The sequence below is a fragment of the Pseudomonas putida genome (genome assembly GCF_009883635.2).
In the GTDB taxonomy this organism is placed as follows: Bacteria; Pseudomonadota; Gammaproteobacteria; order Pseudomonadales; family Pseudomonadaceae; genus Aquipseudomonas; species Aquipseudomonas putida_W.
Genome location: NZ_CP026115.2, coordinates 4,164,543 through 4,189,069, shown reverse-complemented (window position 1 = coordinate 4,189,069; position 24,527 = coordinate 4,164,543). Strand labels below are relative to the sequence as shown.

The window sequence follows — 24,527 nt, the reverse complement described above, 5'->3', positions numbered from 1 at the left end:
TAGGAGCGGGCTTGCCCCGCGAAGAGGCCGGCACAGGCGACACACCTGCTAGGCCAAGGCATCGAAACGAGTCGCCAGCCCCCGCTCGGCAAACTGCTCCACTACAAAGTCGATGAACGCCCGGGTCTTGCCCGGCAGCAGCTTGTGCTCGGCGTAATACAAGCTGATATGCCCATCGTCCACATACCAGTCCGGCAACACCCGCTGCAACTGCCCGGCCTCCAGGTAAGGCGCCGCGAACGGCAGGCTCACCAGGGCGATCCCCAACCCCTGCTGCGCCACCGCGCAGGCCGCATCCGAATCGCTCATGGTCATCGCCTGGCGCAACAGCAACGGCTGCTGTTCCTGCCAACGGCTGGTCAAGGGCCAGGAGCGTACCCGCCCGGTCTGTGGGGAACGGATCAGAATCCCGTCGTGGCGCTGCAGCACCTCAGGCCTGTCGATAGCGGCATGCCGGTTCAAGTATGCAGGCGCAGCGACCAGCACCCGATGCGCGGGCGTCAGCTTGCGCGCCACAACACCCAGCGGCAGCTCGAAACCACCGCCAATGGCCGCATCGAAACCCTGGCCGATCAGGTCGACCTGGCGGTTGTCGAAATGCCAGTCCGGGGTGATCGCCGGGTAGCGGCGCAGAAATTCGCCGAGTAGCGGCAACACATACAATCGCCCGAACACCGTGCCCATGCTCACCCGCAGCAACCCGGCCGGCTGGCCCTCGGCGCTGGCCAAGTTGGCCACGGCGTACTGGATGGTGCGAAAACTGTCGCTCACCTCGCCCAGAAAACGCTGCCCCGCCTCGGTCAAGGTCAGCTTGCGCGTACTACGCTGGAACAGCCGCACCCCGAGGCGCGCCTCCAATTGGGCAACGTGCTTGCCCACCGCCGCCGGGGTGATGCTCAGGCGCCGGGCCGCTTCGGCGAAACTGCCCACCTCGGCGCTTCGGATAAAGCACTCGAGGGCGTTGAAAGACTCCATGGCCATGATTACCAACCAAAGGTTTACTCTGCTGATAGTGATTGCCATCTTATCAGCAGGTAATCATCGGTCGATACTGCGTCCATCCAAGGCATCCGGCCTTGCTTCCAGCAGGAGATCAGCATGTCCAAGCAACTTACCCTCGAAGGCAAAGTCGCCTTCGTCCAAGGCGGCTCGCGCGGTATCGGCGCAGCCATCGTGCGGCGCCTGGCCCGTGAAGGTGCACAGGTAGCCTTCACCTACGTCAGCTCTGCCGGCCCCGCCGAAGCACTGGCCGAAGAGGTCAAGGCCGCTGGTGGCCAGGCCCTGGCGCTGCGCGCCGACAGCGCCGACGCCGCCGCGCTGCAACTGGCGATAGACGACACCGTGAAGGCGTTCGGTCGCCTCGATATCCTGGTCAACAACGCCGGCGTGCTGGCGGTTGCGCCGCTGGCCGAGTTCGACCTGGCGGACTTCGACCGCACCCTCGCGGTCAACGTGCGCAGCGTGTTCGTCGCCAGCCAGGCCGCTGCCCGCTACATGGGCCAAGGCGGGCGCATCATCAACATCGGCAGCACCAATGCCGAACGCATGCCGTTTGCCGGTGGCGCCCCGTATGCCATGAGCAAGTCAGCGCTGGTTGGCCTGACCAAGGGCATGGCCCGTGATCTGGGGCCGCAGGGGATTACCGTGAACAACGTGCAACCAGGGCCGGTGGATACCGACATGAACCCGGCCAGTGGCGAGTTTGCCGAAAGCCTGATTCCGCTGATGGCAATCGGGCGGTATGGGCAGGCGGATGAAATTGCCAGCTTCGTGGCCTACCTCGCGGGGCCCGAGGCGGGTTACATCACCGGGGCCAGCTTGTTGGCCGATGGTGGGTTTGCGGCTTGAGGGTTGTATAAAGGCGGCAACGTGCACGGCTTGAGTTGTATGCTGGCGCGAAGATCGAGCGCCGCCCGCGCGGCGCATCGCGAGCTGCGCTCGCTCCTACGTTTGTTTCCGGCCAATTATTCCTGTGGGATTTGCGCGCGAACGCCTTGGCGCATGGCGCAATATCGCGTCGTACCAACAAGGCGGTCGCGCGCGTCTGCCCCAGGCGTTAGTGGCCCGAAACAAACGTAGGAGCGAGCAAAGCTCGCGATGCGCCGCGCGGGCGGCGCTCGATCTTACAGGCTCCGCAAAATCACCGACGAACACCTCCAGCACCCAACGAGACCCTCATGAAATCCCCCTCCCTGAGCCGCGCCCTGATCCTGCTGATGGCCACCGCCACCGGCCTGGCCGTGGCCAGCAATTACTACGCCCAACCGCTGCTGCACAGCATTGCGCAACAGTTCGGCCTGAGTACTGCCAGCGCCGGTAGCATCGTCATCGCCGCGCAACTGAGCTATGGCGCCGGCCTGCTGCTGCTGGCGCCGCTGGGCGACCTGTTTGAACAGCGCCGGCTGATCGTGGTGATGACGGCCATTTCCACCCTGGGCCTGGTCATCAGCGCCTGCGCCCCGAGCCTGCCCTGGTTGCTGCTCGGCACCGCGCTCACCGGCCTGTTCTCGGTGGTGGCGCAGATCCTCGTGCCGATGGCCGCCACCCTCAGCGAGCCGCATCAGCGCGGTCGCGCCGTGGGCACATTGATGAGCGGGCTGCTGCTGGGCATCCTGCTGGCGCGTACCGCAGCCGGTTTCATGGCCGAGCTGGGCGGCTGGCGCAGCATCTACGTGCTGGCCGCCGTGCTGATGGCGCTCGCGGCACTGGCGCTGTACCGCAACCTGCCGCAACACAACAGCCATGCCGGCCTGAAGTACCCGGCGCTGATCGGCTCGGTGTTCCGCCTGTTCATCGAAGAGCCGGTGCTGCGCCTGCGCTCGCTGCTCGGCCTCCTGGCGTTCAGCCTGTTCGCGCTGTTCTGGACACCGCTGGCGTTCCTGCTGGCACGCCAGCCCTACCACTACTCCGACGCGACCATCGGCCTGTTCGGCCTGGCCGGTGCGGCCGGTGCACTGGCGGCCAACTGGGCCGGGCGCCTGGCCGACCGTGGCAAAGGCTCGCTGGGCACCACGGTTGGCCTGGTGGCATTGCTGTTGTCGTGGGTCCCGCTGGGCTTTGCCGAAAGCTCGCTGCTGGCCTTGCTGGTGGGCGTGCTGGTCCTGGACCTGGCCGTGCAGCTGGTGCACGTCAGCAACCAGAATGCGGTGATCGCCTTGCGACCTGAAGCCCGTACGCGACTGAATGCCGGGTACATCACCTGTTACTTCATCGGCGGTGCGCTAGGCTCGTTGCTGGGCACGCAGCTGTTCCAGCGGCAAGGGTGGATGGGCATCGTGGTGGCAGGCCTGGTAATCGGCACGCTGGCCCTGGTGGTATGGGGCCTGGCGCAGCGCAAGGCAGCCGCGCAGCTAGCCTGAAGCCATCACCGAGCGCGACAACCCACCGCATTACCCTCCGTCGCCTGGCCGTTGACTTGCCTGCCCCGGCGGCGCTCAGTAGGCGCTGGTCAAGGACCTTTCACTGACAGGATGAATCAATGACAAGACTCACGGTGCAATCCGGCGATTTCTTGCAAGGTGAAGGCGAGTTTCGCAATGGATCGCTCACACTCAAGACCCCGCGCAGCCCTTCACCCGGCGAGCGAATTTCACTGGCCCGTATCGCTGACCTGCGCCTGGCCAGCCTGGAGTCCAGCCGCAGCCTGGGTACTGCCCTCGGCTGGGGCGTGGCCGGGGCGCTGGTGGCCGGCCCGGTGGGCCTGCTGGCCGGGCTCTGGCTGGGCGGCAAGGAGGAAGAAGCCACCTTCCTGGCCACCTTCAAGGATGGCCGCAAGCTGATGGCCATTACCGACGGCAAGACCTGGTCGAAGATCGACGACACCTGGCGCCAGCATCGCCGCCCGGCAACCGCCGATTGAGCCCCTGCGGGGCTTGGGCCTGCTAAGATAGCGGCCCTTTTTTCCGCCTGTTCCGGCCCTTTCGCGGGTTTACCCGCGAAGAGGCCTGCGCGGTCTTCGCCCCAAGGACGCCCCCTGCATGCCCCTGCTTCGCCCTCACCTGCCCCTGAGCCTGCTCAGCCTGGGTCTGGCCCTGCACACCCCCCATGGCCTGGCCGAAGACAGCCTGGAATTGGCCCCGGTGCAGGTATCCGACACCTACGGCGATGAGGGCTACCAGGTGCGCGAGGCCTCGGTCGGCGGCTTCCAGCCCGCCCCCCTGCTCGACACCCCGGCCTCGGTCAGCGTGTTCAGCCAGCAACTGCTGGAAGACCGCCAGGTCCGCCTGCTCAGCGAAGTGCTGCAAAGCGACGCCTCGGTTGGCGAAAGCTATGCCCCGATCGGTTACTACGAAAACTTCAACGTGCGCGGTTTCGAACTCAACGCCGCCAGCAGTTACCGCATCAACGGCCAGACCATCACTGGCGAGCAGAACGTGGCGCTGGAGAACAAGCAGCAGGTCGAGCTGCTCAAGGGCCTGTCCGGGCTGCAGAGTGGTGTGTCGGAGCCGGGCGGGCTGATCAACTACGTGACCAAGCGCGCCGCCGACGTGCGCAGCGTGACGGTTTCGACCAACGCCCAAGGCGAGCGCTACCTGGCTACCGACCTCGGCGGCTGGTTCGGCAGTGAGCGGCAGTTCGGCCTGCGCGCCAACCTCGCCCACGAGGACATCCGCTCCTACGTCGACCATGCCGACGGCAAGCGCGACTTCGCCTCGCTGGCCTTCGACTGGCAGATCAACCCCGATGCTACCTTGCAGCTCGATGCCGAGTACCAGCACCGCGAACAGCGGTCGGTACCGGGCTATCAGCTGCTGGGCGGCAGCGCACTGCCCCACGCTATCGACCCGAGCGACCGCCTGGCCTACCAGCACTGGGCCAAGCCTGTGCAGAACGATTCGCTGAACCTGGGCGGGCGCTTCGAGTACCGCTTCAACGAGGCCTGGACCGGCACCCTGAGTGCGTCGCGCAGCAAGGTGGTGATCGACGACTACAGTGCGTTCGCCTGGGGCAGCGAGGGCGGCTGGCAGTCGCATTTCAGCCCCGAGGGCGACTACGACATCTACGACTTCCGCAGCCCTGACGACACCCGCCGCACCGATGAAGCCCAGGCCATGCTCAACGGCCATTTTGACGCACTGGGTGTGCAGCACGACCTGACCGTGGGCAGCAGCGTCCAACGCCGCACGCTCGACCAGCGCCCGTATTACAACGAGCTGGTCGGCAGCGGCAACATCTATACCGGCGCGCCGGCCGTGGCGCCGTCGGACAAGCCGGTCGGCGCCAGCGAAAAGCGCCTCGACAGCCGCCAGTACGGCCTGTTCGTCAGCGATCGCATCAGCTTCAACGAGCAATGGCAGACCATACTTGGCGCCCGCGAAGTGCGCCTGGACGAGAAAACCTGGGACGAGAACGGCGTGGCCGGGCGCCATACCCGGCAAAACCAGCTGCTGCCCAATGCCGCGCTGATCTACAAACCACGCCCCGACACCACGGTGTACGCCAGCTACGCCAAGGGGTTGTCGGCGGGCGGCACAGCCCCCTGGTACGCCAGCAACGCGGCCGAGATTCTTGCCCCTACCCTCTCCCACCAATTGGAGCTTGGTATCAAGCGTGACTGGCAAGGCATGAGCTTCAGCGCTGCGCTGTTTCAGATCCGCCAGGCGTACCAGTACGCACGCCCGGAAGGCGACGGCAGCTTCACCTACGTGCAGCAGGGCCAGCAGAAGAACATCGGCCTGGAACTGGGCGCCAGCGGTTGGGCAACCTCGAACCTGCAGCTTCAGGCGAGCGCCGCAGCGATTCGCGCTCGGGTGCAGGACAGCGGCACCGATGCCTATGAGGGCCATCAGGCGATCAACGTACCGCGGCTGCGCGCCGCCCTGCATGCCGAGTACAGCCTGCCGGTACCCGGCCTGGCCTTGCTCGGCGGGGCGCGCTACAGCGCCAGCAAGTATGCGAGCCAGCCGGGCAATGTCGAGGTGGGTGGTTACACCGTGTTCGACATCGGCAGCCGCTACCGCACGCAGCTCGGTGGCTATGACACCGTGCTGCGGCTGACGGTGGATAACGTTTTCGACAAGCGCTACTGGCGTGATGTGGGGGATTACCTGGGCGACAACTACCTGTTCCAGGGGGCGCCGCGGACGGCGCGGTTGTCGGCTTCGGTTTCTTTCTGATACCCATGGGGCCGCGCAGTGGCCCCAGAATGCAAAAAGCCCCCGAACTTTTCAGCTCGGGGGCTTTCGCAGAATGTGGCGGTGAAGAAGGGATTTGAACCCTTGATACGATTTCTCGTATACACACTTTCCAGGCGTGCTCCTTCGACCACTCGGACACTTCACCGTTTTCTCTTCAAGGCTTTCACCCCGTCGAGGCGCGCTAATTTAGTAGAAGAGCTTTTCTTTGGCAAGCATTTTTTTCAAATTTTTCATGTATTTGCATGGAGGGACCAATAAACGCTGACCGACCAGTCAGCCTTGCTGCTTTACCTGGCCTTCGGCGCTGGGTAACGTCAGCGCCACGTCACCCAAAGGATCCTGCAATGAGCGAGCTGATTACCTACCACGCCGAAGACGGCATCGCCACCCTGACCCTGAACAACGGCAAGGTCAACGCCATCTCGCCGGACGTCATCGCGGCCTTCAATGCCGCCCTCGACCGCGCCACGCAGGAGCGTGCCGTGGTGATCATCACCGGCCAGCCGGGCATCCTCTCCGGGGGTTACGACCTCAAAGTGATGACCTCCGGCCCCAAAGAAGCCGTCGCCCTGGTTACCGCTGGCTCCACCCTGGCCCGCCGCCTGCTGTCTCACCCGTACCCGGTGATCGTCGCCTGCCCCGGCCACGCCGTGGCCAAGGGTGCCTTCCTGCTGCTGTCGGCGGATTACCGCATCGGCGTAGAAGGCCCGTACAAGATCGGCCTGAATGAAGTGCAGATCGGCATGACCATGCACCACGCCGGTATCGAACTGGCCCGCGACCGCCTGCGCCGCTCGGCCTTCCACCGCTCGGTGATCAATGCCGAGATGTTCGAGCCAAAGGACGCACTGGATGCCGGCTTCCTCGACAAGGTGGTGCCAGCAGAGCAGTTGCTTGAAGTCGCCCAGGGCGTTGCCCGTGAGCTTAAGAAGCTGAACATGCTGGCGCACAAGAACACCAAGCTGAAAGTGCGCAAGGCGCTGCTGGATACCCTGGACGAGGCGATTCTGCTCGATCAGGGCCACATGGGCTGATCGCACCGGCTCACACCAAGGTTTGCCCCGGCCAGTGCACAGCCGTACACTGCGCCGCGACTGTCTGGTGTGAGTCGTACCATGCTTTACTCCCTTCGCATGCTCCTGCTGGGGCTGCACTTCTTGCTGGCGGGCGCCCTCGGCCTGCTGATCGGCCTGCTGCGCCCCTTCAACCGCGACAACAGCCGCCTCTTCGCCCGCCTCTACAGCGTGCCGGCCACCTGGCTGATGCGTATCAGGGTCAAGGCCGAAGTCGGCCCGCTGTGGGACCAGCCACCCGGCTGCGTGATCGTCGCCAATCACCAGTCCAACTACGACCTGTTCATCCTCGGCCATGTGGTGCCGCAACGCACCGTCGCCATCGGCAAGAAGAGCCTCGGCTGGATTCCGCTGTTCGGCCAGCTGTTCTGGCTGGGTGGCAACGTGCTGATCGACCGCAAGAACGCCTACCAGGCGCGCAAGGCCATGCAGACCACCACGCGCATCCTGCGCGACGACACCTCGATATGGATTTTCCCGGAAGGCACGCGCAACCCCGAAGAACAGCTGCTGGCGTTCAAGAAAGGTGCGTTTCACATGGCTGTGGAGGCCGGTGTACCGATCGTGCCGGTGTGCGTCAGCCGTTATGCCCGACGCCTGAGCCTGAACAGCTGGCGGCGGCGAACCGTGATCATCCGTTCACTGCCACCGATCGCCACCATCGGCCTCAGCCAGCAGGATGTGCCGGCATTGATCGAACAGTGCCGTACCCAGATGCAGCAATGCATCGACCATATGGAAGGTGAACTGAAAAAGACCTAGTCCGCTTCATCGCGAGCACGCTCGCTCCTACAGTTGCTCTACGGCCAACTACAGCCCAAGCTGTAACCCGTGTGCAACCGAACAAGTGGATAACCATGGGTCGAGTCGTGGCATCGGCGGTGTATGCCGCCGGCAGAAAGGTCACCAATATCAATATCGACGAAGGCAGCGAGTGGGCGCGCAAGCCGGGGCACTTCGTGTGGATCGGCCTGGAAGAGCCCAACGCCGAGGAGCTGGCCAACCTGCAGTGCCAGTTCAACCTGCACGAACTGGCCATCGAGGATGCGCTGGAGAAGCACAGCCGGCCCAAGCTGGAAACCTTCGGCGATGCGCTGTTCATCGTCACCTACTCGCCGGTACGCCACGAAGGCAAGCTGGAGTTCATCGAAACCCACATCTTCGCCGGCAACGGCTACATTATCACCTGCCGTAACGGCCACTCGAAATCCTACGCCCTGGTGCGCCAGCGCTGCGAGGCACGCCCACTGCTGCTCGAACATGGCGAAGACTTCGTGCTGTATGCCCTGCTCGACTTCGTCACCGAGAACTACCAGCCGGTCAGCGAGGCCATTCATGGCGAGATCGAGGAACTGGAACAGAGCGTGCTGAGTACCACGCTGCAGGAAGAGGACATCCAGCGCCTGCACAGCCTGCGCCGCGACATCCTGCGCCTGCGCCGCTACGTGGCGCCGATGGTGGAAGTCAGCGAAGAACTTCAGCGCCTGAGCTTCCCGTTCATCGACAAGAACATGCGCCCGTACTTTCGAGATGTGCAGATCCACGTGACGCGGCAGATGGAGGACCTGGCGGGGATTCGCGACATCGCCAGCCAGACCATCGAGATCGGCATGCTGCTGGAGTCTTCACGGCAGAGCATCGTGCAACGCAAGTTTGCCGCCTGGGCGGCGATCCTCGCCTTCCCCACGGCGATTGCTGGGATCTACGGGATGAACTTCCAGAACATGCCGGAACTGGGGTGGCACTATGGCTACTTCGGGGTATTGGGCGTGATCGTGCTGGGGTGTACGGGGCTGTTTGCCAGCTTCAAGAAATCTGGCTGGCTTTAGAATGCCGGGGCCGCTTTGCGGCCCGGCGATTGATCAGGCAGCGCTGTCGCTGGCCTTGGCCGGCTGCTGGATGAAGCGCATCATCCACTCGCCCACCAGGTCACCCTGGTGCTCGGTGGCCAGGCTGGCAATGGCCTTGTGGTACACCTCGTCCCCCAGATACTCCTGACGCGCATCGAGCAGCGCGCGGGAGTAGTCATGGACGAACTCCGGGTGCCCCTGGAAGCACAGCACCTGGTCACGGATGTGGTATGCCGCATTCGGGCAGAAGTCGCTGGAGGCAATCACCGTGGCGCCTTCGGGCAGCTCGGTGACCTGGTCCTGGTGGCTGATCAGCAAGGTCAGCTCGGACACTTCCGGGTCCATCCACGGCGCATGCGCCGCCAGCGAGTAGCGGTGAACGCCCACGCCCCAGCCCTTGTCGGCGCGCTCCGCCTTGCCGCCCAAGGTCAGCGCCAGCAGTTGATGACCGAAACACACGCCCAGCAGTTTCTCGCCACGCTCGTAGAGCTTGAGCAGATAGGCCTTGAGCGTCTGGATCCAGGGATCGCTACCGAATGAATCGGCCTTGCTGCCCGTTACCAGGTAGGCATCGAAGCGATCGCCGTCGGGCGGGTAGTCGCCGTTCATCACGTTGTACACACGAAACTCGGCTGCGATCGGCTGACGCGAGAAGAGCTGCTCGAACATCCTTCCGTAGCCCTGGTACTGCGCGGTCAACTCCGGTCGCAGGACATCGGTTTCAAGGATGCAGATGCGTAACGACATAGGGATAGTCCTGAACGACATGGGTGGGAATCTGTTGTAGAGACTGACGCGAAAGCCACGTACAAGCAAGTAGGCTGCACTGACGAACGGTCACATTTTGTCGGGGAACCGCAAGTGGATACGCGGCTGTCTAGGCAGAGCTACCCAGCGCTATGGCCACTGGCCTCATAGCCAATCGAAATTTGCGGAACAGCTTTTTAGAACAAAGGGTTCTCAATAATGGTTAACGTTCGCCCTTCGGGTGGTTTATATCCACATACATGAAGCAAGCAGACCCGACAAGGAAGCCACCGGGTATTCAGGAATAACAACAAAAAGGCGGTCCGCCATGTTCAGACAATCGAAACTTCGCCAAGCTGGGCTCATTCTCTTCGCCACGACGTTGCTGCTGATTCTTCCCAACCTCACGCGGTTGTTCGGCTGAAAGCGCCAATGCCGCGCTTGGGTTAACCTGCGACTTTCCGGTCGGAGATTGCCCATGCGCTACTGCATTGCCCTGCTAGCCCTGTTGTTGAGCCTGCCGCTGTCGGCGGCGCAGTTGCACCTGGAGCTGGGTGACAGTGCCCGGCAGTGGTCCAGCGAGGAACTGCTGAACCACCCTCAGGCACGCGACATCGACATCGATCAGGACGTCTCCTACAAGCGGCCGATGCATTATCGCGCCGTGCCCCTGGCAACGCTGCTGCAAGGGGTAAGGCCCGATGACCACCTGCAGGCGGTAGCACTGGACGGCTTTGCCGCAGAAATGCCAGCCGGGCCCCTGCTGCAGGAAGGCCCGGCCCGTGCCTGGCTGGCCGTCGAGGACCCGGCCAGGCCTTGGCCAGAACTGGCCGATGGCAAGCCGAGCGCAGGGCCGTTCTACCTGGTGTGGAGCAACCCGCAGGCGAGTGGCATCCGCCCCGAGCAATGGCCGTTCCAGGTCGCCACGATTCGCCGGCTGGCGCCGGTCGAGCAGCGTTTTCCGGCGTTGCTGCCGGACCCAGGGCTGCCGGCCAATGACCCGGTGCGCCAAGGCTTTGCCCTTTTCCAGCAGAACTGCCTGGCCTGCCATCGGCTCAATGGCGCGGGAGATGCGCAATTCGGGCCGGACCTGAACGTGCCGCACAACCCGACCGAATATTTCCGGCCTGAGTACCTGCGCCTGTACATTCGTGACCCGCAGGGCTTACGGCAATGGCCGCAGGCGCGGATGCCGGGGTTTGCGGAGAGTGTATTGAGTGAGCAGGAGCTGGATGCGTTGTTGGCTTATCTGGGGCATATGGCTGGGCGCAGGCCCTGAAATCGGGAGCCTTCATCGCGGGTAAACCCGCGAAGAAGGCAACTCATTCCTTTCAGGCAATCGGCCTTTCCTGCTTGACGCCCCACCCTTCGACTTCGCCGCCACAGGGTGAAACGACCTGCTCGAAGGCCTCCTCAAAATCACCAATCCCGCCATAGGTGGCGTACATGACCTTGCTCAGTTCCAGGTGCCACGCGCCATCGTCCAGTTCACGCACCTGAGCATTCAACGATTCGCCACGAAACTGCCCGGCTGCCCGTCGCGCGCCGGCTTCATCTGGAAAGACCGCGTAGAACTCGATGGGGTGGATGCGGGTGAAGTCGAAACCGCCAGCTTTCATCTGGCGCAGGACATTGCTGCTGATATCGTCGTTCAGGCTGCTCATGAATCGTCCTCCCGAATAAAGCGATGGATAGACTTTCCGTGCACTACGCACCTGCCGGCACTGCCGTCAGATCGAGCTGATGCAAGACGCGAATTGAATGGGTGCAGGCCCGCAGAAAAGGCCGGCACCTCCCACCAGCGTAGTGCCTGAGCAGGCACCACGCCAACCCGTGATTCAGGGCGCTTCGTGGATGCTGGTGATGATCACGCCGTTCTGCTCCTTGAGCCAGCGTGCCGTAGGGGATGGGGCGCGGTCCTGGAAGTCGTTGAGGTCCAGCTCATCCATGACCGGAAACAGATGCGAACGGATGGCGCGAGCCGCCTCCTCCTCGCTGGGGCAATGCTCACCGTGCAGCAACAAGGTGGTTGGCTCGCCTTTCTGGTCGGCAAAGATGACTTCCCACTCTTTCATTGAATCGCCCTCTCAATCAAAGAACACCCGGTGTGTGACGCCTGTAGATGCAGACCTTGGGCCTGGGCATTCGTTCCGGCAGCAAAAAGGGCCGCATTGCGGCCCTTTCTGTTCACTGCTTGTGTTTAGTTCTTCGGCGTACCGTGGACAACACCGGCAGTGTTGTCCAGCAAGCTCTTGGTTGCAGTCTGGATGAAGGCCTCGAGCTGCTGCAACATCTGCGGCTGCTCAGGGCTTTCAATCAGTTCGGCCTTGAACTCGCTGCCCAGCTGGTAGCGGTACATGCGCGGGCTCATGTCCTTGGACTCGATGAGCAGGTGATCGCCCTTGACCAGGCCGACGATCTGCTCGCTGCCCGACGGCTTGATCATGCCGATGCCCTGGTCACCCTCTGGCAGGTTGAGCAGGTCGCGCCCCCAGCACTGGTGGCGGGTCTCGCCACCCAGGCGGCCCATGATGGTCGGCACGATGTCGACCTGGGTACCCACGGTGTGGTTGACCGCACCGAACTTCTCCTGGATGCCCGGCGCGATCAGCAGCAGCGGCACGTTGAAGCGGCCCAGGTCCAGCTCGGTAACCTGCTGGTGGTTGCCGAAGCCGTGGTCGCCAACGATGACGAACAGCGTTTCCTTGAAGTACGGCTCTTTACGCGCCTTCTCGAAGAACTGGCCCAGCGCCCAGTCGGAGTAGCGCATGGCAGTCAGGTGCTCGTCCAGGCGGCCCTGGCCTGTGACCTTCTCGACCGGCAGATTGGCCGGCAGCGCGTACGGCGTGTGGTTGGACAGGGTCTGCAGCAGCGCGTAGATCGGCTTCTTCTGGTCGTGCTTGGCCAGTTCCTCGTTGCCGCGGTCGAACATGTCCTGGTCGGACACGCCCCAGGTCGGGTCGGAGAACACCGGGTTGACGAAGTCGTTACGGCCAATGAACGTGGTCATGCCCTGGTTGCCGAAGAACCCGGACTGGTTGTCCCAGGCGAAATCGCCGTTGTAGACGTAGACGTCATCGTAGTCTCGGGCACTGAGCAGCGCCGGCAGGCCCGACAGCTTGTGGCCACCCTCAGGTGTCTGCATCAGGTATTCGAAGCCTGGCAGGTTGGGGAAGCAGGCCATGGTGGCGAACATGCCCTGGTGGGTATGGGTGCCGTTGGAGAAGAAGCGGTCGAACAGCAGGCCTTCTTTGGCCAGTTTGTCGAAGTACGGGGTGATGTTGTTCGGGCTGCCCAGGGCGCCTACCGAGTGGCCGGCGAAGCTCTCCATGAGGATCACCACGACGTTCTTGATCGGCAGGGTGCGGTCGGCCGGCGGCACGAAATCGCGGCGTATGGCGGCCTCGTCGGCGTCGACCAGGGTGTCGTTGGCGGTCAGCAGCTGCTTGCGCACGGTCTCGGTGGCCAGCTCCTGCTTCAGCACCGGCTTCCAGATATTTGCGCGGTCTTCGCCGAAGCGGCTCTTGGCAGCGTCGATCAGGGTCAGGGTGCCGTTCAGGCCCAGCTGGTTGACGAAGTTGGAGTCGGTGGTGAAGGCATCACCCCAACGCATCGGCGGGCCCTGGCGCAGGGTGCCACGGGCCGCGACCACCGCCACCAGCAGGATCACCATGAACACCGCCAGGCGGTTGTACCACGGTGCCACGCGCTGCTGGCCGGTACCCCGGGTCAGGCGGTCGATGCCCTTGAACAGCAGGCTCAGCAGCCAGGTGCCGAATGCCCAGGCCAGCAGGTAGCGAACCACCGGGAAGCCGTACCAGAGCATGCTCAGCACGGTCTTCGGGTCTTCCTTGATGTACTGGAAGACCAGGCCATTGAGGCGCTGGTGGAACTCACGGTAGAAGTCCATCTCCATCAGGCCGAGGAACATCACCACGCTCGAGGTGAGGGTCAGCCAGAAGCGGAACAGCCCGCGCCGGGCCATGAGCCAGGGGCTCAACATTGCCAGCAGCAGCGGAATGCTCAGGTACACCACCACCCGCAGGTCGAAGCGCAATCCGTTGAAGAAGCCTTCGGCGACAGTCGAGTAAGGGGTGTCGCCGATCATGTCGCTGTTGTAGACCAGTAGCGCCAGGCGCACCAGGCTGAGCATCAACATGATCACCAGGCCGCTGAGCAGCGTATAGGCCAGGTGCGATTTCAAGGTCGGCGTGAACGCTCGCGCGCCCTGTTGCCTCAAGGCATCCGTGTTAGCCATGAATGGGAATGTCCTAGGATTGCGGTTTGCGGAGGTGGCGTTGGAGCTGGCCCAACGCAAGCATTATGCGGGAGCGGATTCTGTTTAATCCAATGTGAAAATTTTGTCACGCTACTATTGCTGATTTTGTCTGGGGCGCGGCTTTCATATCCGCACGTTACCCCGCGGGCCGGCAATCGCCCAGATCACCAGGCCGATCACTGGCAGCAGGGCAATCAGCAGAATCCACAACACTTTGATCCCTACTTCGCTGCTGCTCTTGATCACATTGAGGATTGCCCAGATGTCCAGGGCGAGGATGATCAGGCCGACCAGGCCATTGAAGGTTGAGCCCATTGCCACGTCTCCTTGAAAGGCTGTTGCTGAGCATAGTCCTCTATCAAGGCTATAGAAGGGAATCCTTGGCCAGCCACGCAGGTCACTGCATAAACTGCAAGCATCCATGGATACGAGGTTCCTATGCCCCCAGCCCACACTCAAAGTGCCACCCCGCCCTCTTTGCTGAGCGCCTGGCGCCAACAGGTGCACAGCACCCCATGGCTCAGCGCGGGCCTGGGCGTGAGCCTGCTGGCGGTGATCGTGCTGCTGGCGGCCAGCTTGTGGAACGCCATCAACGGCGACCACGCCGACAACCTGCACCTGGCCGCGCTCGGCGGGCTTTCCGGTTTTGCCGCCACCGCGCTGGGCGCGGTGCTGGCGGTGGTGCTGCGCGATGTCAGCGTGCGCAGCCAGGATGTGATGCTCGGTTTTGCTGCCGGCATGATGCTCGCGGCCAGTTCGTTCTCGCTGATCCTGCCGGGCCTGGATGCTGCCCGGGCGATCACCGGCAATGGCCCGGCTGCGGCGTTCACCGTGGTGCTGGGCATGGGCCTGGGCGTGCTGCTGATGCTTGGCCTGGACCGCTTCACCCCGCACGAGCATGAAAGCACCGGCCCCTGCGGCCCGGAGGCCGAACGGCTAAGCCGGGTGTGGCTGTTCGTGCTGGCGATCACCCTGCACAACCTGCCCGAAGGCATGGCGATCGGGGTGAGCTTCGCCAATGGCGACATGAACATCGGCCTGCCACTGACCAGCGCCATCGCCATCCAGGACATCCCTGAAGGGCTGGCTGTGGCCCTGGCCTTGCGGGCGACCGGGCTGTCGAACCTGAAAGCTGCGCTGGTGGCGATTGGTTCGGGGCTGATGGAACCCCTGGGAGCGGTGATCGGCCTGGGCATTTCCACCGGGTTTGCCCTTGCCTACCCGATCAGCATGGGGCTGGCGGCGGGGGCGATGATCTTTGTGGTGTCCCACGAGGTGATTCCCGAGACCCACCGTAACGGGCACCAGACGTCGGCGACCCTTGGGTTGATGGGTGGGTTTGCGGTGATGATGTTTCTGGATACCGCGTTGGGCTAGATGGGTTTGACGATGGATGTGCGGTGTCGGTGAGATCGAGCGCCGCCCGCGCGGCGCTCGATCTCACAGGCGCTGCAAATCAGACGTGAACCGCGACCTTCAGGGCCTCCAGGGCCGGTTCCACCTTGATCCCCACCTCTGCCCCCAGCTCCAGCACCCGCGCAAGGTCCTGCTGACCAACCATCACCATCTGCAGTTCGTCATCGAGCAGCTGGCTGAAGTTGAGCAGCACATAACCGCCCGCTTCCTTGTTCAACGCGCCCATCTGCACCTGGATACGGTTGAGTGCGGTCAGTGGCTCGGTGCGCGCCAGTTGCTTGGCCTTGAGGGTGAACGGCACGCTCTGGTCGAACGAATCGCTGATGTGCTGGAACAGCTCCTGATAGCTGTCGGCCTGGAACACCACGGTGTCGGGCAGGCTGCCGAGCACAACCCATTCGCCCAGCGGGATCGGGAAGCTGTCGTCGTAGTTGATGTCCGGGTTGGCGGCGAGGAAGGCAGCGGGGTCGGCGTAGGCCTGGGCGGCCTCGTCGGCGATGCGCTCGATTTCCTCATCGCGCATGCAGCCGGCGCCGATGAGGCTGATGAATTCGAGCAACTGGTTTTTCATGAAGGGGGCCTGCGACGGGTGAAAAGTCGCCAAGGATAGCCGCAAATGCCCCCGGGCAGTTAGCCGGCCAGCGCTTGCAGGCGTGCAGCGGCGTCCACCGCGCCCATGGTCTGCGCCGCCATCAGCGCGGTGGCGCCACGGGCGTCCTGGCGCGCCGGGTCGGCACCCTGGGCCAGCAGGTAGTCGAGAATCTCGCCGCGGTTGAACATCGCCGCCAGCATCAGCGCGGTGCGCCCGTCCTGCGCCGCAGCATCCACTGGGACGCCACTTTCCAACAGCAGGCGGATCATCGCCAGATCCCCCTTGAAGGCCGCACCGGCGATTGGCAACTGGCCGTTGTCGTTGGCGATCAGCGGGTCGGCGCCGTGGGCCAACAGCACCCGCACCGCTTCATGCTGGCCGTGGTAGCTGGCCAGCATCAGCAAGCTGTCGCCCTTGTGATTGCGCAGGTTGGCCGGCAGGCCGCTGGCCAGCAGGCGGCCGAGCATCTCGGCGTCGCCCTGGCGGGCACGCTCGAAGACCTGCTCGGCAAAAGCGGCGGTCTCGTCATCGGTCATGGTGGTAGCGGTGGGTTGAGCGGACATCGGGAACCTCCTGGCATAAATGATTGCCCAAGTTTTTGTCAGGCATGCCATTGCGGTCAAAGGTTCAGATTCTATGGGGCCGATAGGCAATGCGTTAACCGTGCAAAATGCACTGTGCAAAATGCACGACCATGCAGCCTGCACGATACCGCTTCTGAAAATCCCCCATAACACCCTGTATTTACTGGACTTTCCCCGCCTTCACGTTCTGGCACGGTCACTGCAACGATCAACTCACGTCTGCCCACACAACAGTCAGGAGTTGATATGGACCTCATCCAGGAAAAATTCGTCTCGGTGTTCTCGGCCTACCAGGTCGCCACTCAGCCCCGCCCTGACGGTGGCGTGCTGCTGACCCTGCGCGCCGCCGATGGCAAGGTCACCCGCCGCGTGCTGACCTACGGCCAGTTGCACAGTGCCGAACAGTTGTCCTGGGCGATCAGTGCCATTCGCCGGGACCTGGCCGAGCAGGCCAGTGAACTGCCGGTGATTTCCATGCTGCAGAGTCAGCAACGGTTTGCGCTGCCGACCTACCGTTGAGGTTTGTCTGTACCGGCCCTATCGCGAGCTTTGCTCGCTCCTGCAGGGGTATTGCATTGCCCATAGGGATGGCGGGATGCCTTGTAGGAGCGAGCGCAGCTCGCGATAGGGCCCGGTCAGACACTAAAGCTCGTCAATCCCAAGAAACGCCCGAGCAGTTGCATCCCCAGTAAACCGTGGCTCCATGCCCTGCTCACTGCCAAACAGGCGCAACGCCAGGCAGAACGGGTTGTCCCCCAGCTCCACCCAGCGCCGTGTCCCTGCCGGCACCACCAGCTGGTCTCCCTTTTCGCACAGCACCGCATACACGTACTCGCCCAGGCGCAGGCCGACTTGTGCGCGGCCGGTCACTACGGCGAACACTTCGTTGCTGTCGTGCACATGCTCGTCACGCACATCGACCTGCGTCGGATCGAGGCCATCACGGTTGAGCAGGGTGAACGCCGCGCAGCCCTGGGCCGTCATCAGTTGGTCGATGTGCCCGCGGCAGGCGTCGAGCACATCGGCCTGGCTGCTGCCCGGGCGCACGCGCATATCCAGCGGGCTATGACTGAAGCGCACGCCCTGCTCGGCCAGGGTCGCGGCGATGTCGTCGTGGTGGGTCAGCACCTTGTTCGGCAAGTCCGGGCTGGACGGGTGGAAAACACAAAGGATGCTCATCGGCTGCTGGTCCTGGTCGATTTCGAACGAGTGGCAATGATAACGGCTGCCGCCAACGCTGCGGCGCTGGCCATACCAAAGGTGAAGGTCGGCCCCAGCATTTTCCAGCTGTAGCCCGAATACAACGCCCCCAACGCACCGCCGGTACCCGACAGCGCCGCATACAGCGCCTGGCCCTGGCCTTGCTGGCGGGCACCGAAACTGGCCTGGACGAAGGCGATGGACGCAGCGTGGAAGCAACCGAAGGTGGCCGCGTGCAGCAACTGGGCGAAGATCAGCACGGCCGGCTCATCCGCCAGGTTGCCCAGCAGCAGCCAGCGCAGCGCAGCCAGCAGGAAGCTCACCAGCAGCACCCGCTGCACGCTGAAGCGGGCAAACAGACGGCTCATGACCATGAACATCAGCACCTCGGCCACCACCCCCAGCGCCCACAGCAGGCCGATGGCGCCGCGGCTGTAGCCCAGGTGTTCGAGGTGCAGGGTGAGGAAGGTGTAGTACGGGCCGTGGCTGAGCTGCATCAGCGCCACGCAGATATAGAAAGCGATCACCCCTGGCGCCGTCAGCTGGCGCAGGAAGCCGCCCGCCGCCGGGCGCTCGCCCTGCTCCACCGGCTGGGCGTTGGGCACCCACAGGCTGGCGGCGACGATGCCGGCCATGATGGTCACCAGGGCCACCGGATAGATGTCCAGGCTCAGCCATTCGAACAGCCGGCCCAGGCCGACCACGGTGAGGATGAAGCCGATCGAACCCCACAGGCGCACCTGGCTGTAGCGCGAGGTCTGCCCATGCAGGTGGGCCAGGGTGATGACTTCGAACTGCGGCAGCACTGCGTGCCAGAAGAACGCATGCAGCGCCATGACCAGCGCCAGCCAGGCGTAGCTCTTGCCGAAGAAGATCAGCGAGAAGGTGGCCAGGGTCGACAAGGCGCCCAGGCGCACGATCAGCAGGCGCTGGCCACTGCGGTCACCCAGCCAGCCCCACAGGTTGGGGGCGATGCAGCGCATCAGCATGGGGATGGCCACCAGCTCGCCGATGCGCGCCGGGGAGAACCCCAGGTGGTCGAAGTACAGGGCCAGGAACGGCGCGGTGGAGCCCAGCAGGGCGAAATAGAACAGGTAGAAGCTTGACAGGCGCCAGTAAGGGATCTGTTGCATGGAATGGGCCTTGTGGAGGCCTGTGCCGGCCACTTCGCGGGACAAGCCCGCTCCCACAGGGACCGCACAATACTGGAAATTGTGGTGATCCTGTGGGAGCGGGCTTGTCCCGCGAAGAGGCCGCTACAGGTTGATCAGAGCTGGCCCAGCACCGGGGTGTTGACCTTCACATCGGCATTTTGCGCACGGTGGCGCAGCAGGTGGTCCATCAGCACGATGGCCATCATCGCCTCGGCGATTGGCGTGGCGCGGATGCCGACGCACGGGTCATGGCGGCCCTTGGTGATCACCTCGACCGGGTTGCCATCGACGTCGACCGAGCGGCCCGGGGTGGTAATGCTGGAGGTCGGCTTCAGCGCCAGGTGGGCGACGATCGGCTGGCCCGAGCTGATGCCGCCGAGGATGCCACCGGCATTGTTGCTGAGGAAGCCTTCCGGGGTCAGCTCGTCACGGTGCTCGGTGCCACGCTGGGCAACGCTGGCGAAACCGGCGCCGATTTCCACGCCCTTGACTGCGTTGATGCTCATCAGCGCGTGGGCCAGCTCGGCGTCGAGGCGGTCGAAGATCGGCTCGCCCAGGCCTGGCATCACGCCTTCGGCCACCACGGTGATCTTCGCCCCGACCGAATCCTGGTCACGACGCAGCTGGTCCATGTAGGCCTCGAGTTCCGGCACCTTGCTCGGGTCGGGGCTGAAGAAGGCGTTTTCCTCCACCGAGTCCCAGCTCTTGAACGGGATTTCGATCGGGCCCAGCTGGCTCATGTAGCCACGTACCTGGATGCCCTGGGTGGCCAGGTACTTCTTGGCGATAGCACCGGCGGCCACGCGCATGGCGGTTTCCCGGGCCGAGCTGCGGCCGCCGCCACGGTAGTCGCGGATGCCGTACTTGTGGTGGTAGGTGTAGTCGGCGTGGGCCGGGCGGAACAGGTCCTTGATCGCCGAGTAGTCCTTGGACTTCTGGTCGGTGTTGCGGATCAGCAGGCCGATCGAGCAGCCAGTGGTACGGCCCTCGAACACGCCGGAGAGGATCTCCACTTCGTCGGCTTCCTGGCGCTGGGTAGTGTGCCGGCTGGTGCCAGGCTTGCGCCGGTCGAGGTCGTGCTGCAGGTCGGCGAGGGAGATTTCCAGGCCAGGTGGGCAACCATCGACAATGGCGACCAACGCCGGGCCATGGCTTTCGCCAGCGGTGGTGACAGTGAACAGCTTGCCGTAGGTATTGCCGGACATGGACGCTCCGCGAAATCTGCCTGAGATGAACGAAAGCGGGCAGTATACAGATGGAATGGCTGTCTGTGCGCTGCGTGGGCCTTGCCTGCGAACCTTCCCGCAAACATTGGGTCAAACCGTCATCTCCCCACTGTAGTACCGCATGATGTCGCGCCTCGTCGCCTTCTTCTTCCTGCTGTGCACTGGCCTGGCCCAGGCCGCTGCCCCCACCGTGCTGCAACGCCCCATCGACCTGGACACGGGCCAGGGTGTGCTGCACGGCAGCCTGCTGCTGCCGCAACAGGCCACGCCACCGCCGGTAGTGCTGATCATCGCCGGTTCCGGCCCCACCGACCGCGACGGCAACAACCCGGCCTCGGGGCGCGTCGACAACCTCAAGCGCCTGGCCCTGGTGCTGGCCAACGAACACATCGCCAGCGTGCGCTACGACAAGCGCGGGGTGGCGGCCAGCCAGCCGGCCACGCCCGATGAGCGCGACCTCAGCGTGCAACGCTACGTCGACGACGTGGTGGCCTGGAGCCGTAAGCTCAAGGCTGACCCACGTTTCGGCCCGCTGATCCTGGTCGGCCACAGCGAAGGGGCGCTGATCGCCAGCCTGGCCGCCGAGCGTGCCGGCGCCAGCGCGGTGATCACCCTGGCCGGCATGGGCCGGCCATTGGCGGATGTGCTGCGCGAACAGCTGGCCCAGCGCATGTCGCCGGCGCAACTGGCCGGTGGCAGCGCCCTGCTCGACCGCCTGCAGGCCGGGCAGACCAGCCTGGACGTGCCGGCACCGCTGCGCCAGGTGTTTCGCCCCAGCGTGCAGCCCTACCTGATCACCCTGCTCCAGCAGGACCCGGCGCAGGCCTTCGCCCGCTTGCCGATGCCCGCACTGATCGTGCAGGGGCGCAACGACGTGCAGGTCGACGTGACCGATGCCGAACGCCTCAAGGCAGCCAAGCCGGATGCGCAGCTGGTACTGATCGACGGCATGAACCACATGCTGCGCATCAGCCCCAAGGACATGCACCTGCAGCGTGACAGCTACCTCAACCCGGAACTGCCACTGGCACGGGAGCTCGGCGAGCGGGTGGTCAGTTTCATTCACCAGTTGCCTTCGGCCTGACCCTCAAACATCGGCAAAACCTGCCGATAACGCGGTATCGGTGCTGATTGGGACCGTTTTTCGGCCCCGTTCAGCACCCGCCCGTATCTGAGGAAATGCCTTGATGACCGATGCCCCCGCCGCCGTCGAACCGGCCGAAGAGCCGCCCGCTCCGGAACCTGCCGCCCTGCCCTGGGCCGACCTTGCCGTCGAACACTTCCAGCTGCTGCGCCTGGCGCCCTTGCCCACCGACCGCAACAGCGGTGCACGGCCATTGCGCTTCGTCGAGTTCGCCTACGCCGAGCGCCATGACAAGGCCCACAGCCTGCTGCGCATGGAAATCCGCCTGCCCGGGCAGAAAGTGCGCAAGGAGCAGAACCAGCTGGATGTGCGGGTGGATCACAGCGAGCGCCTGGTGACCCTTGGCAGCGACAGCGGCCTGCAACTGGAGCCACTCAACCGTGGCCTCGGCCGTTTCATGCTTGGCCAGGCCGTGCAGTGGCTGCAGCGCCGCTGGTCGAACTACCGGGTCGAAGGCATGGCGCTGCCGAACAAGGATGCGCTGAACGAAGATACCCGCCTGCGCCGCGACCGCTTCATCACCGCCAGCGGCATGGAAGTGGAATACGCCGACCCGCAGCACCTCAAGGGCCGCACGCTCGACACCACGGTGAGCCAGCTCAAGGGCGGCTGGAATACCGAGAAGGTGCAGCAGGTAAGCATGCTCGATGCGGCGGGCATGCTGCAGCAGGCCGAGCAGCAGTTGCAGGAAAAAGAGGGGCAATTGCGCGAGCGGGATGAACGGGTGGCCAAGTATCGGCGTGAGGACAGCGGGTTGCGCTTCACCATCACCTGCCTGGTGGCGTTTGCCGTGTTCCAGGCGGGGTTGCTGATATGGATCGCTACACGCTGAGACTGCGGCGCCTGCTTCGCGGGACAAGCCCGCTTCCACAGGGTGTCGCGATCGCCTGTAGGAGCGGGCTTGTCCCGCGAATGGGCTGCACAGCAGCCCCGGCAATCCAGCGTCAGACGCGGGCCTTGAACAGCTCCTGGTGCTGACGGCACTGCTCGGCGGTGAGCATGAACACACCATGCCCGCCACGCTCGAATTCCAGCCAGGCGAAGTCTACTTCCGGGTACAGCGCCTCGACATGCACCTGGCTGTTGCCGACCTCGACGATCAGCAACCCTTTGTCGGTCAGGTGGTCACCCGCCTCGGCCAGCATCCGCCGTACCAGGTCCAGGCCGTCGTTGCCGCAGGCCAGGCCCATTTCCGGCTCGTGGTGATACTCGGCCGGCATGTCGCCGAAGTCCTCGGCGTCGACATACGGCGGGTTGGACAGGATCAGGTCGAAACGCTGCCCCGGCAGGCCGGCGAAACCATCACCCTGCACGGTGAACACACGCTCGTCGAGGCCATGGCGCTCGATGTTCTGGTTGGCCACTTCCAGCGCGTCGAACGACAGGTCGGCGAGCACCACTTCGGCCTCGGGGAACACCTCGGCAGCCACGATACCGATGCAGCCGGAGCCGGTGCACAAATCGAGGATGCGTGCCGGCGCCTGCGCCAACCACGGTTCGAAGCGCTTTTCGATCAGCTCGCCGATCGGCGAACGGGGCACCAGCACACGCTCGTCGACGATGAACGACATGCCGCAGAACCAGGCTTCGCCCAGCAGGTAGGCGGTCGGCACGCGGTCTTCGATGCGGCGCTTGAGCAGGTGCTGCAGGCGTACCCGCTCGTCGTCCTCGAGCTGGCAGTCCAGGTAGCTGTCGGCGATTTCCCATGGCAGGTGCACGGCGCCCAGCACCAGCAGGCGGGCTTCGTCCCAGGCATTGTCGGCGCCGTGGCCGAAGAACAGCTCGTGCTCATGGAAGCGGCTGACCGCCCAGCGGATATGGTCGCGCAACGTGCGCAGACGAGATGTGATCACGGGGTACTCCTAATTCAGACCGTACAAAAGTCTAACAGCCCCACCCGCACATTTGTTCCCCGCGATGCCCCAATGGCAGGCCACAGGCCAGTAACCACGCCGCCTGCGATGTCAACCATTCCCATTGGCGCCAAGGCAAGGGAGAATAGGTATACAAAAGCCCTACCCAAGGAGCCCTTGATGTCCGTTCCAACCACGATGTTCCGCCTCACTGGCCGCGACTACCCGCCGGCCAAGCTGAGCCAAGCCAGCCTGATCATTATCGATGCGCAGAAGGAATACCTGAGCGGTCCTCTGCAACTGTCGGGCATGGACGAGGCCGTGGCCAACATCGCCCGGTTGCTCGACGCCGCCCGCAAGGCTGGCCGTCCGATCATCCACGTTCGCCACCTCGGTACCGTAGGCGGCCGCTTCGACCCGCAGGGCCCGGCCGGCCAGTTCATCCCCGGCCTGGAGCCACGCGAAGGTGAAATCATCATCGAAAAGCGCATGCCCAACGCCTTCAAGAACACCAAGCTGCACGACACCCTGCAGGAGCTGGGGCACCTTGACCTGATCGTGTGCGGCTTCATGAGCCACTCCAGCGTCAGCACCACCGTGCGCCGCGCCAAGGACTATGGTTATCGTTGCACCCTGGTGGAAGACGCCTCGGCAACTCGCGACCTGGCGCTCAAGGATCAGGTGATCCCCGCCGCGCAGATCCACGCGTGTGAAATGGCCGTGATGGCCGATAACTTCGCCTGTGTCGCCCATACCGCCAGCCTGATCTGAGCTGACGTTGCGATGACCGCCCGGCAGCCGGGCGGAACCCGAGGGCCGGGCCCAGGTCGAATTCCGGATGTCCACAGAGGAAACTGGAATGAAGCTCAAAGGCAGTTTCGACGCCAAGCGTCTGCGCCCGCGTGAACCGCGTAACTGGGGTGCGCGTATTGCCGCCGGCCTGTCGGCCCTGATCGCCACGCTCGGCGTGCTGCTGGCCATGGCCGGCATTGCCGGGCTGCTCGGCAACTACACCGCCCTGGCCGAACTCAATGCCAACCGCCCGCTGGCCAGCATCCTGGCCGTGGTCGGGCTGGTACTGCTGTACTTTGGCGTGCGCTTCTGGCGGCGCAGCCGCATCCGCCTGCGTCGCGGGCGCGAGCTGAACCTTTCGCCACACCTGATGAAAAAGCATGATTAGTGGTTTGCGCTGCCGGCCTCTTTGCGGGCGTGCCCGCGAAGAGGCCGGTACTGACGACACTGGGTTGATCGCGTAAACTACGCCGCCCATGT

At 64.1% G+C, this 24,527-nt stretch carries 26 protein-coding genes and 1 tRNA gene; 14 read left to right on the top strand and 13 right to left on the bottom strand.

Translation table 11 applies throughout. The features are described from left to right. Positions 1 to 48: 48 nt before the first annotated feature. The gene (locus tag C2H86_RS19105; RefSeq protein ID WP_159409361.1) at positions 49 to 981 is read right to left on the bottom strand and encodes a LysR family transcriptional regulator; all 933 of its coding nucleotides are present in this window, start codon (positions 979 to 981) and stop codon (positions 49 to 51) included. 117 nt (positions 982 to 1,098) lie between these two features. Between C2H86_RS19105 and C2H86_RS19100 the strand changes: the two genes are divergently transcribed. The 4 genes from C2H86_RS19100 to C2H86_RS19085 all read left to right on the top strand — a co-directional run bounded on the left by C2H86_RS19100 (position 1,099) and on the right by C2H86_RS19085 (position 6,116). Then, positions 1,099 to 1,848, top strand: coding sequence for a 3-oxoacyl-ACP reductase family protein (locus C2H86_RS19100; protein ID WP_159409360.1), 750 nt, complete (start codon positions 1,099 to 1,101; stop codon positions 1,846 to 1,848). Positions 1,849 to 2,177: 329 nt separating this feature from the next. Then, positions 2,178 to 3,359 (top strand): MFS transporter, encoded by a 1,182-nt coding sequence (locus tag C2H86_RS19095; protein WP_159409359.1) that lies wholly within the window; start codon positions 2,178 to 2,180, stop codon positions 3,357 to 3,359. Between the two features lie 119 nt (positions 3,360 to 3,478). Beyond that, positions 3,479 to 3,859 (top strand): hypothetical protein, encoded by a 381-nt coding sequence (locus tag C2H86_RS19090; RefSeq protein ID WP_159409358.1) that lies wholly within the window; start codon positions 3,479 to 3,481, stop codon positions 3,857 to 3,859. A gap of 118 nt (positions 3,860 to 3,977) precedes the next feature. Further along, entirely contained in the window at positions 3,978 to 6,116 is a 2,139-nt protein-coding gene (locus C2H86_RS19085) for a TonB-dependent siderophore receptor (RefSeq protein ID WP_159409357.1), read from the top strand. 76 nt (positions 6,117 to 6,192) lie between these two features. On the opposite strand, the gene C2H86_RS19080 is transcribed toward C2H86_RS19085, so the two are convergent. Next, positions 6,193 to 6,282: transfer RNA gene (locus tag C2H86_RS19080), tRNA-Ser, on the bottom strand. A 199-nt stretch (positions 6,283 to 6,481) separates the two neighbouring features. On the opposite strand from C2H86_RS19080, the gene C2H86_RS19075 reads away from it, so the two are divergent. The 3 genes from C2H86_RS19075 (at position 6,482) to C2H86_RS19065 (ending at position 9,039) form a co-directional block, all read left to right on the top strand. After that, complete coding sequence (locus C2H86_RS19075) at positions 6,482 to 7,171, top strand: crotonase/enoyl-CoA hydratase family protein (protein WP_159409356.1); 690 nt, start codon at positions 6,482 to 6,484, stop codon at positions 7,169 to 7,171. 81 nt (positions 7,172 to 7,252) lie between these two features. Beyond that, complete coding sequence (locus tag C2H86_RS19070; protein ID WP_159409355.1) at positions 7,253 to 7,972, top strand: lysophospholipid acyltransferase family protein; 720 nt, start codon at positions 7,253 to 7,255, stop codon at positions 7,970 to 7,972. 95 nt (positions 7,973 to 8,067) lie between these two features. Beyond that, entirely contained in the window at positions 8,068 to 9,039 is a 972-nt protein-coding gene (locus C2H86_RS19065) for a magnesium and cobalt transport protein CorA (RefSeq protein WP_110638272.1), read from the top strand. 33 nt (positions 9,040 to 9,072) lie between these two features. Here the strand turns inward: C2H86_RS19065 and C2H86_RS19060 are convergent, their stop codons facing one another. Continuing rightward, entirely contained in the window at positions 9,073 to 9,807 is a 735-nt protein-coding gene (locus tag C2H86_RS19060) for an amidotransferase (protein WP_110638271.1), read from the bottom strand. A 478-nt stretch (positions 9,808 to 10,285) separates the two neighbouring features. Between C2H86_RS19060 and C2H86_RS19055 the strand changes: the two genes are divergently transcribed. Beyond that, positions 10,286 to 11,086 (top strand): cytochrome c, encoded by an 801-nt coding sequence (locus C2H86_RS19055; protein ID WP_159409354.1) that lies wholly within the window; start codon positions 10,286 to 10,288, stop codon positions 11,084 to 11,086. A gap of 52 nt (positions 11,087 to 11,138) precedes the next feature. Here the strand turns inward: C2H86_RS19055 and C2H86_RS19050 are convergent, their stop codons facing one another. From C2H86_RS19050 to C2H86_RS19035, 4 genes are all read right to left on the bottom strand, one after another. Next, positions 11,139 to 11,471, bottom strand: coding sequence for a ribonuclease E inhibitor RraB (locus C2H86_RS19050; protein WP_085675483.1), 333 nt, complete (start codon positions 11,469 to 11,471; stop codon positions 11,139 to 11,141). A gap of 174 nt (positions 11,472 to 11,645) precedes the next feature. Beyond that, entirely contained in the window at positions 11,646 to 11,882 is a 237-nt protein-coding gene (locus tag C2H86_RS19045) for a hypothetical protein (protein WP_159409353.1), read from the bottom strand. Positions 11,883 to 12,007: 125 nt separating this feature from the next. Next, a complete protein-coding gene (locus C2H86_RS19040; protein ID WP_159409352.1) occupies positions 12,008 to 14,065 on the bottom strand; it encodes an LTA synthase family protein in 2,058 nt (685 codons plus the stop codon). A 144-nt stretch (positions 14,066 to 14,209) separates the two neighbouring features. Continuing rightward, positions 14,210 to 14,401 (bottom strand): PLDc N-terminal domain-containing protein, encoded by a 192-nt coding sequence (locus C2H86_RS19035; protein ID WP_110639697.1) that lies wholly within the window; start codon positions 14,399 to 14,401, stop codon positions 14,210 to 14,212. Positions 14,402 to 14,524: 123 nt separating this feature from the next. Between C2H86_RS19035 and C2H86_RS19030 the strand changes: the two genes are divergently transcribed. Further along, positions 14,525 to 15,463, top strand: a complete 939-nt coding sequence (locus tag C2H86_RS19030) for a ZIP family metal transporter (protein WP_159409351.1) — start codon at positions 14,525 to 14,527, stop codon at positions 15,461 to 15,463. A 79-nt stretch (positions 15,464 to 15,542) separates the two neighbouring features. Here the strand turns inward: C2H86_RS19030 and C2H86_RS19025 are convergent, their stop codons facing one another. Then, positions 15,543 to 16,073, bottom strand: coding sequence for a hypothetical protein (locus C2H86_RS19025; protein WP_103449657.1), 531 nt, complete (start codon positions 16,071 to 16,073; stop codon positions 15,543 to 15,545). A 59-nt stretch (positions 16,074 to 16,132) separates the two neighbouring features. Continuing rightward, on the bottom strand, positions 16,133 to 16,657 hold the full coding sequence (locus tag C2H86_RS19020; protein WP_159409350.1) for an ankyrin repeat domain-containing protein: 525 nt from the start codon (positions 16,655 to 16,657) through the stop codon (positions 16,133 to 16,135). 267 nt (positions 16,658 to 16,924) lie between these two features. Here C2H86_RS19020 and C2H86_RS19015 point away from each other — a divergent pair, with 267 nt between their 5' ends. Further along, positions 16,925 to 17,197 carry a DUF3509 domain-containing protein gene (locus tag C2H86_RS19015; RefSeq protein WP_027596016.1) on the top strand — a complete coding sequence of 91 codons (273 nt, stop codon included), beginning with the start codon at positions 16,925 to 16,927 and terminating at the stop codon, positions 17,195 to 17,197. Positions 17,198 to 17,320: 123 nt separating this feature from the next. Here the strand turns inward: C2H86_RS19015 and C2H86_RS19010 are convergent, their stop codons facing one another. The 3 genes from C2H86_RS19010 to aroC all read right to left on the bottom strand — a co-directional run bounded on the left by C2H86_RS19010 (position 17,321) and on the right by aroC (position 20,237). After that, a complete protein-coding gene (locus C2H86_RS19010; RefSeq protein WP_159409349.1) occupies positions 17,321 to 17,857 on the bottom strand; it encodes an oxidase in 537 nt (178 codons plus the stop codon). Then, on the bottom strand, positions 17,854 to 19,011 hold the full coding sequence (locus tag C2H86_RS19005; RefSeq protein ID WP_159409348.1) for an MFS transporter: 1,158 nt from the start codon (positions 19,009 to 19,011) through the stop codon (positions 17,854 to 17,856). Before C2H86_RS19005 ends, C2H86_RS19010 begins: the two co-directional genes overlap by 4 nt. A 134-nt stretch (positions 19,012 to 19,145) precedes the next feature. Beyond that, entirely contained in the window at positions 19,146 to 20,237 is a 1,092-nt protein-coding gene (gene aroC, locus C2H86_RS19000; protein WP_159409347.1) for a chorismate synthase, read from the bottom strand. Between the two features lie 142 nt (positions 20,238 to 20,379). On the opposite strand from aroC, the gene C2H86_RS18995 reads away from it, so the two are divergent. Both C2H86_RS18995 and C2H86_RS18990 read left to right on the top strand, forming a co-directional pair. Further along, complete coding sequence (locus tag C2H86_RS18995; protein WP_159409346.1) at positions 20,380 to 21,342, top strand: alpha/beta hydrolase; 963 nt, start codon at positions 20,380 to 20,382, stop codon at positions 21,340 to 21,342. Between the two features lie 103 nt (positions 21,343 to 21,445). Beyond that, positions 21,446 to 22,234: a hypothetical protein gene (locus C2H86_RS18990; RefSeq protein ID WP_159409345.1), complete on the top strand. Its 789-nt coding sequence runs from the start codon at positions 21,446 to 21,448 to the stop codon at positions 22,232 to 22,234. Between the two features lie 112 nt (positions 22,235 to 22,346). Here C2H86_RS18990 and prmB read toward each other — a convergent pair whose 3' ends face one another. Continuing rightward, positions 22,347 to 23,255, bottom strand: coding sequence for a 50S ribosomal protein L3 N(5)-glutamine methyltransferase (gene prmB / locus C2H86_RS18985; protein WP_159409344.1), 909 nt, complete (start codon positions 23,253 to 23,255; stop codon positions 22,347 to 22,349). A 180-nt stretch (positions 23,256 to 23,435) separates the two neighbouring features. Here prmB and C2H86_RS18980 point away from each other — a divergent pair, with 180 nt between their 5' ends. Together C2H86_RS18980 and C2H86_RS18975 are read left to right on the top strand one after the other, a co-directional pair. Then, complete coding sequence (locus tag C2H86_RS18980) at positions 23,436 to 24,026, top strand: cysteine hydrolase family protein (RefSeq protein ID WP_159409343.1); 591 nt, start codon at positions 23,436 to 23,438, stop codon at positions 24,024 to 24,026. A gap of 88 nt (positions 24,027 to 24,114) precedes the next feature. Next, entirely contained in the window at positions 24,115 to 24,435 is a 321-nt protein-coding gene (locus C2H86_RS18975) for a hypothetical protein (protein ID WP_159409342.1), read from the top strand. Positions 24,436 to 24,527: the final 92 nt, after the last annotated feature.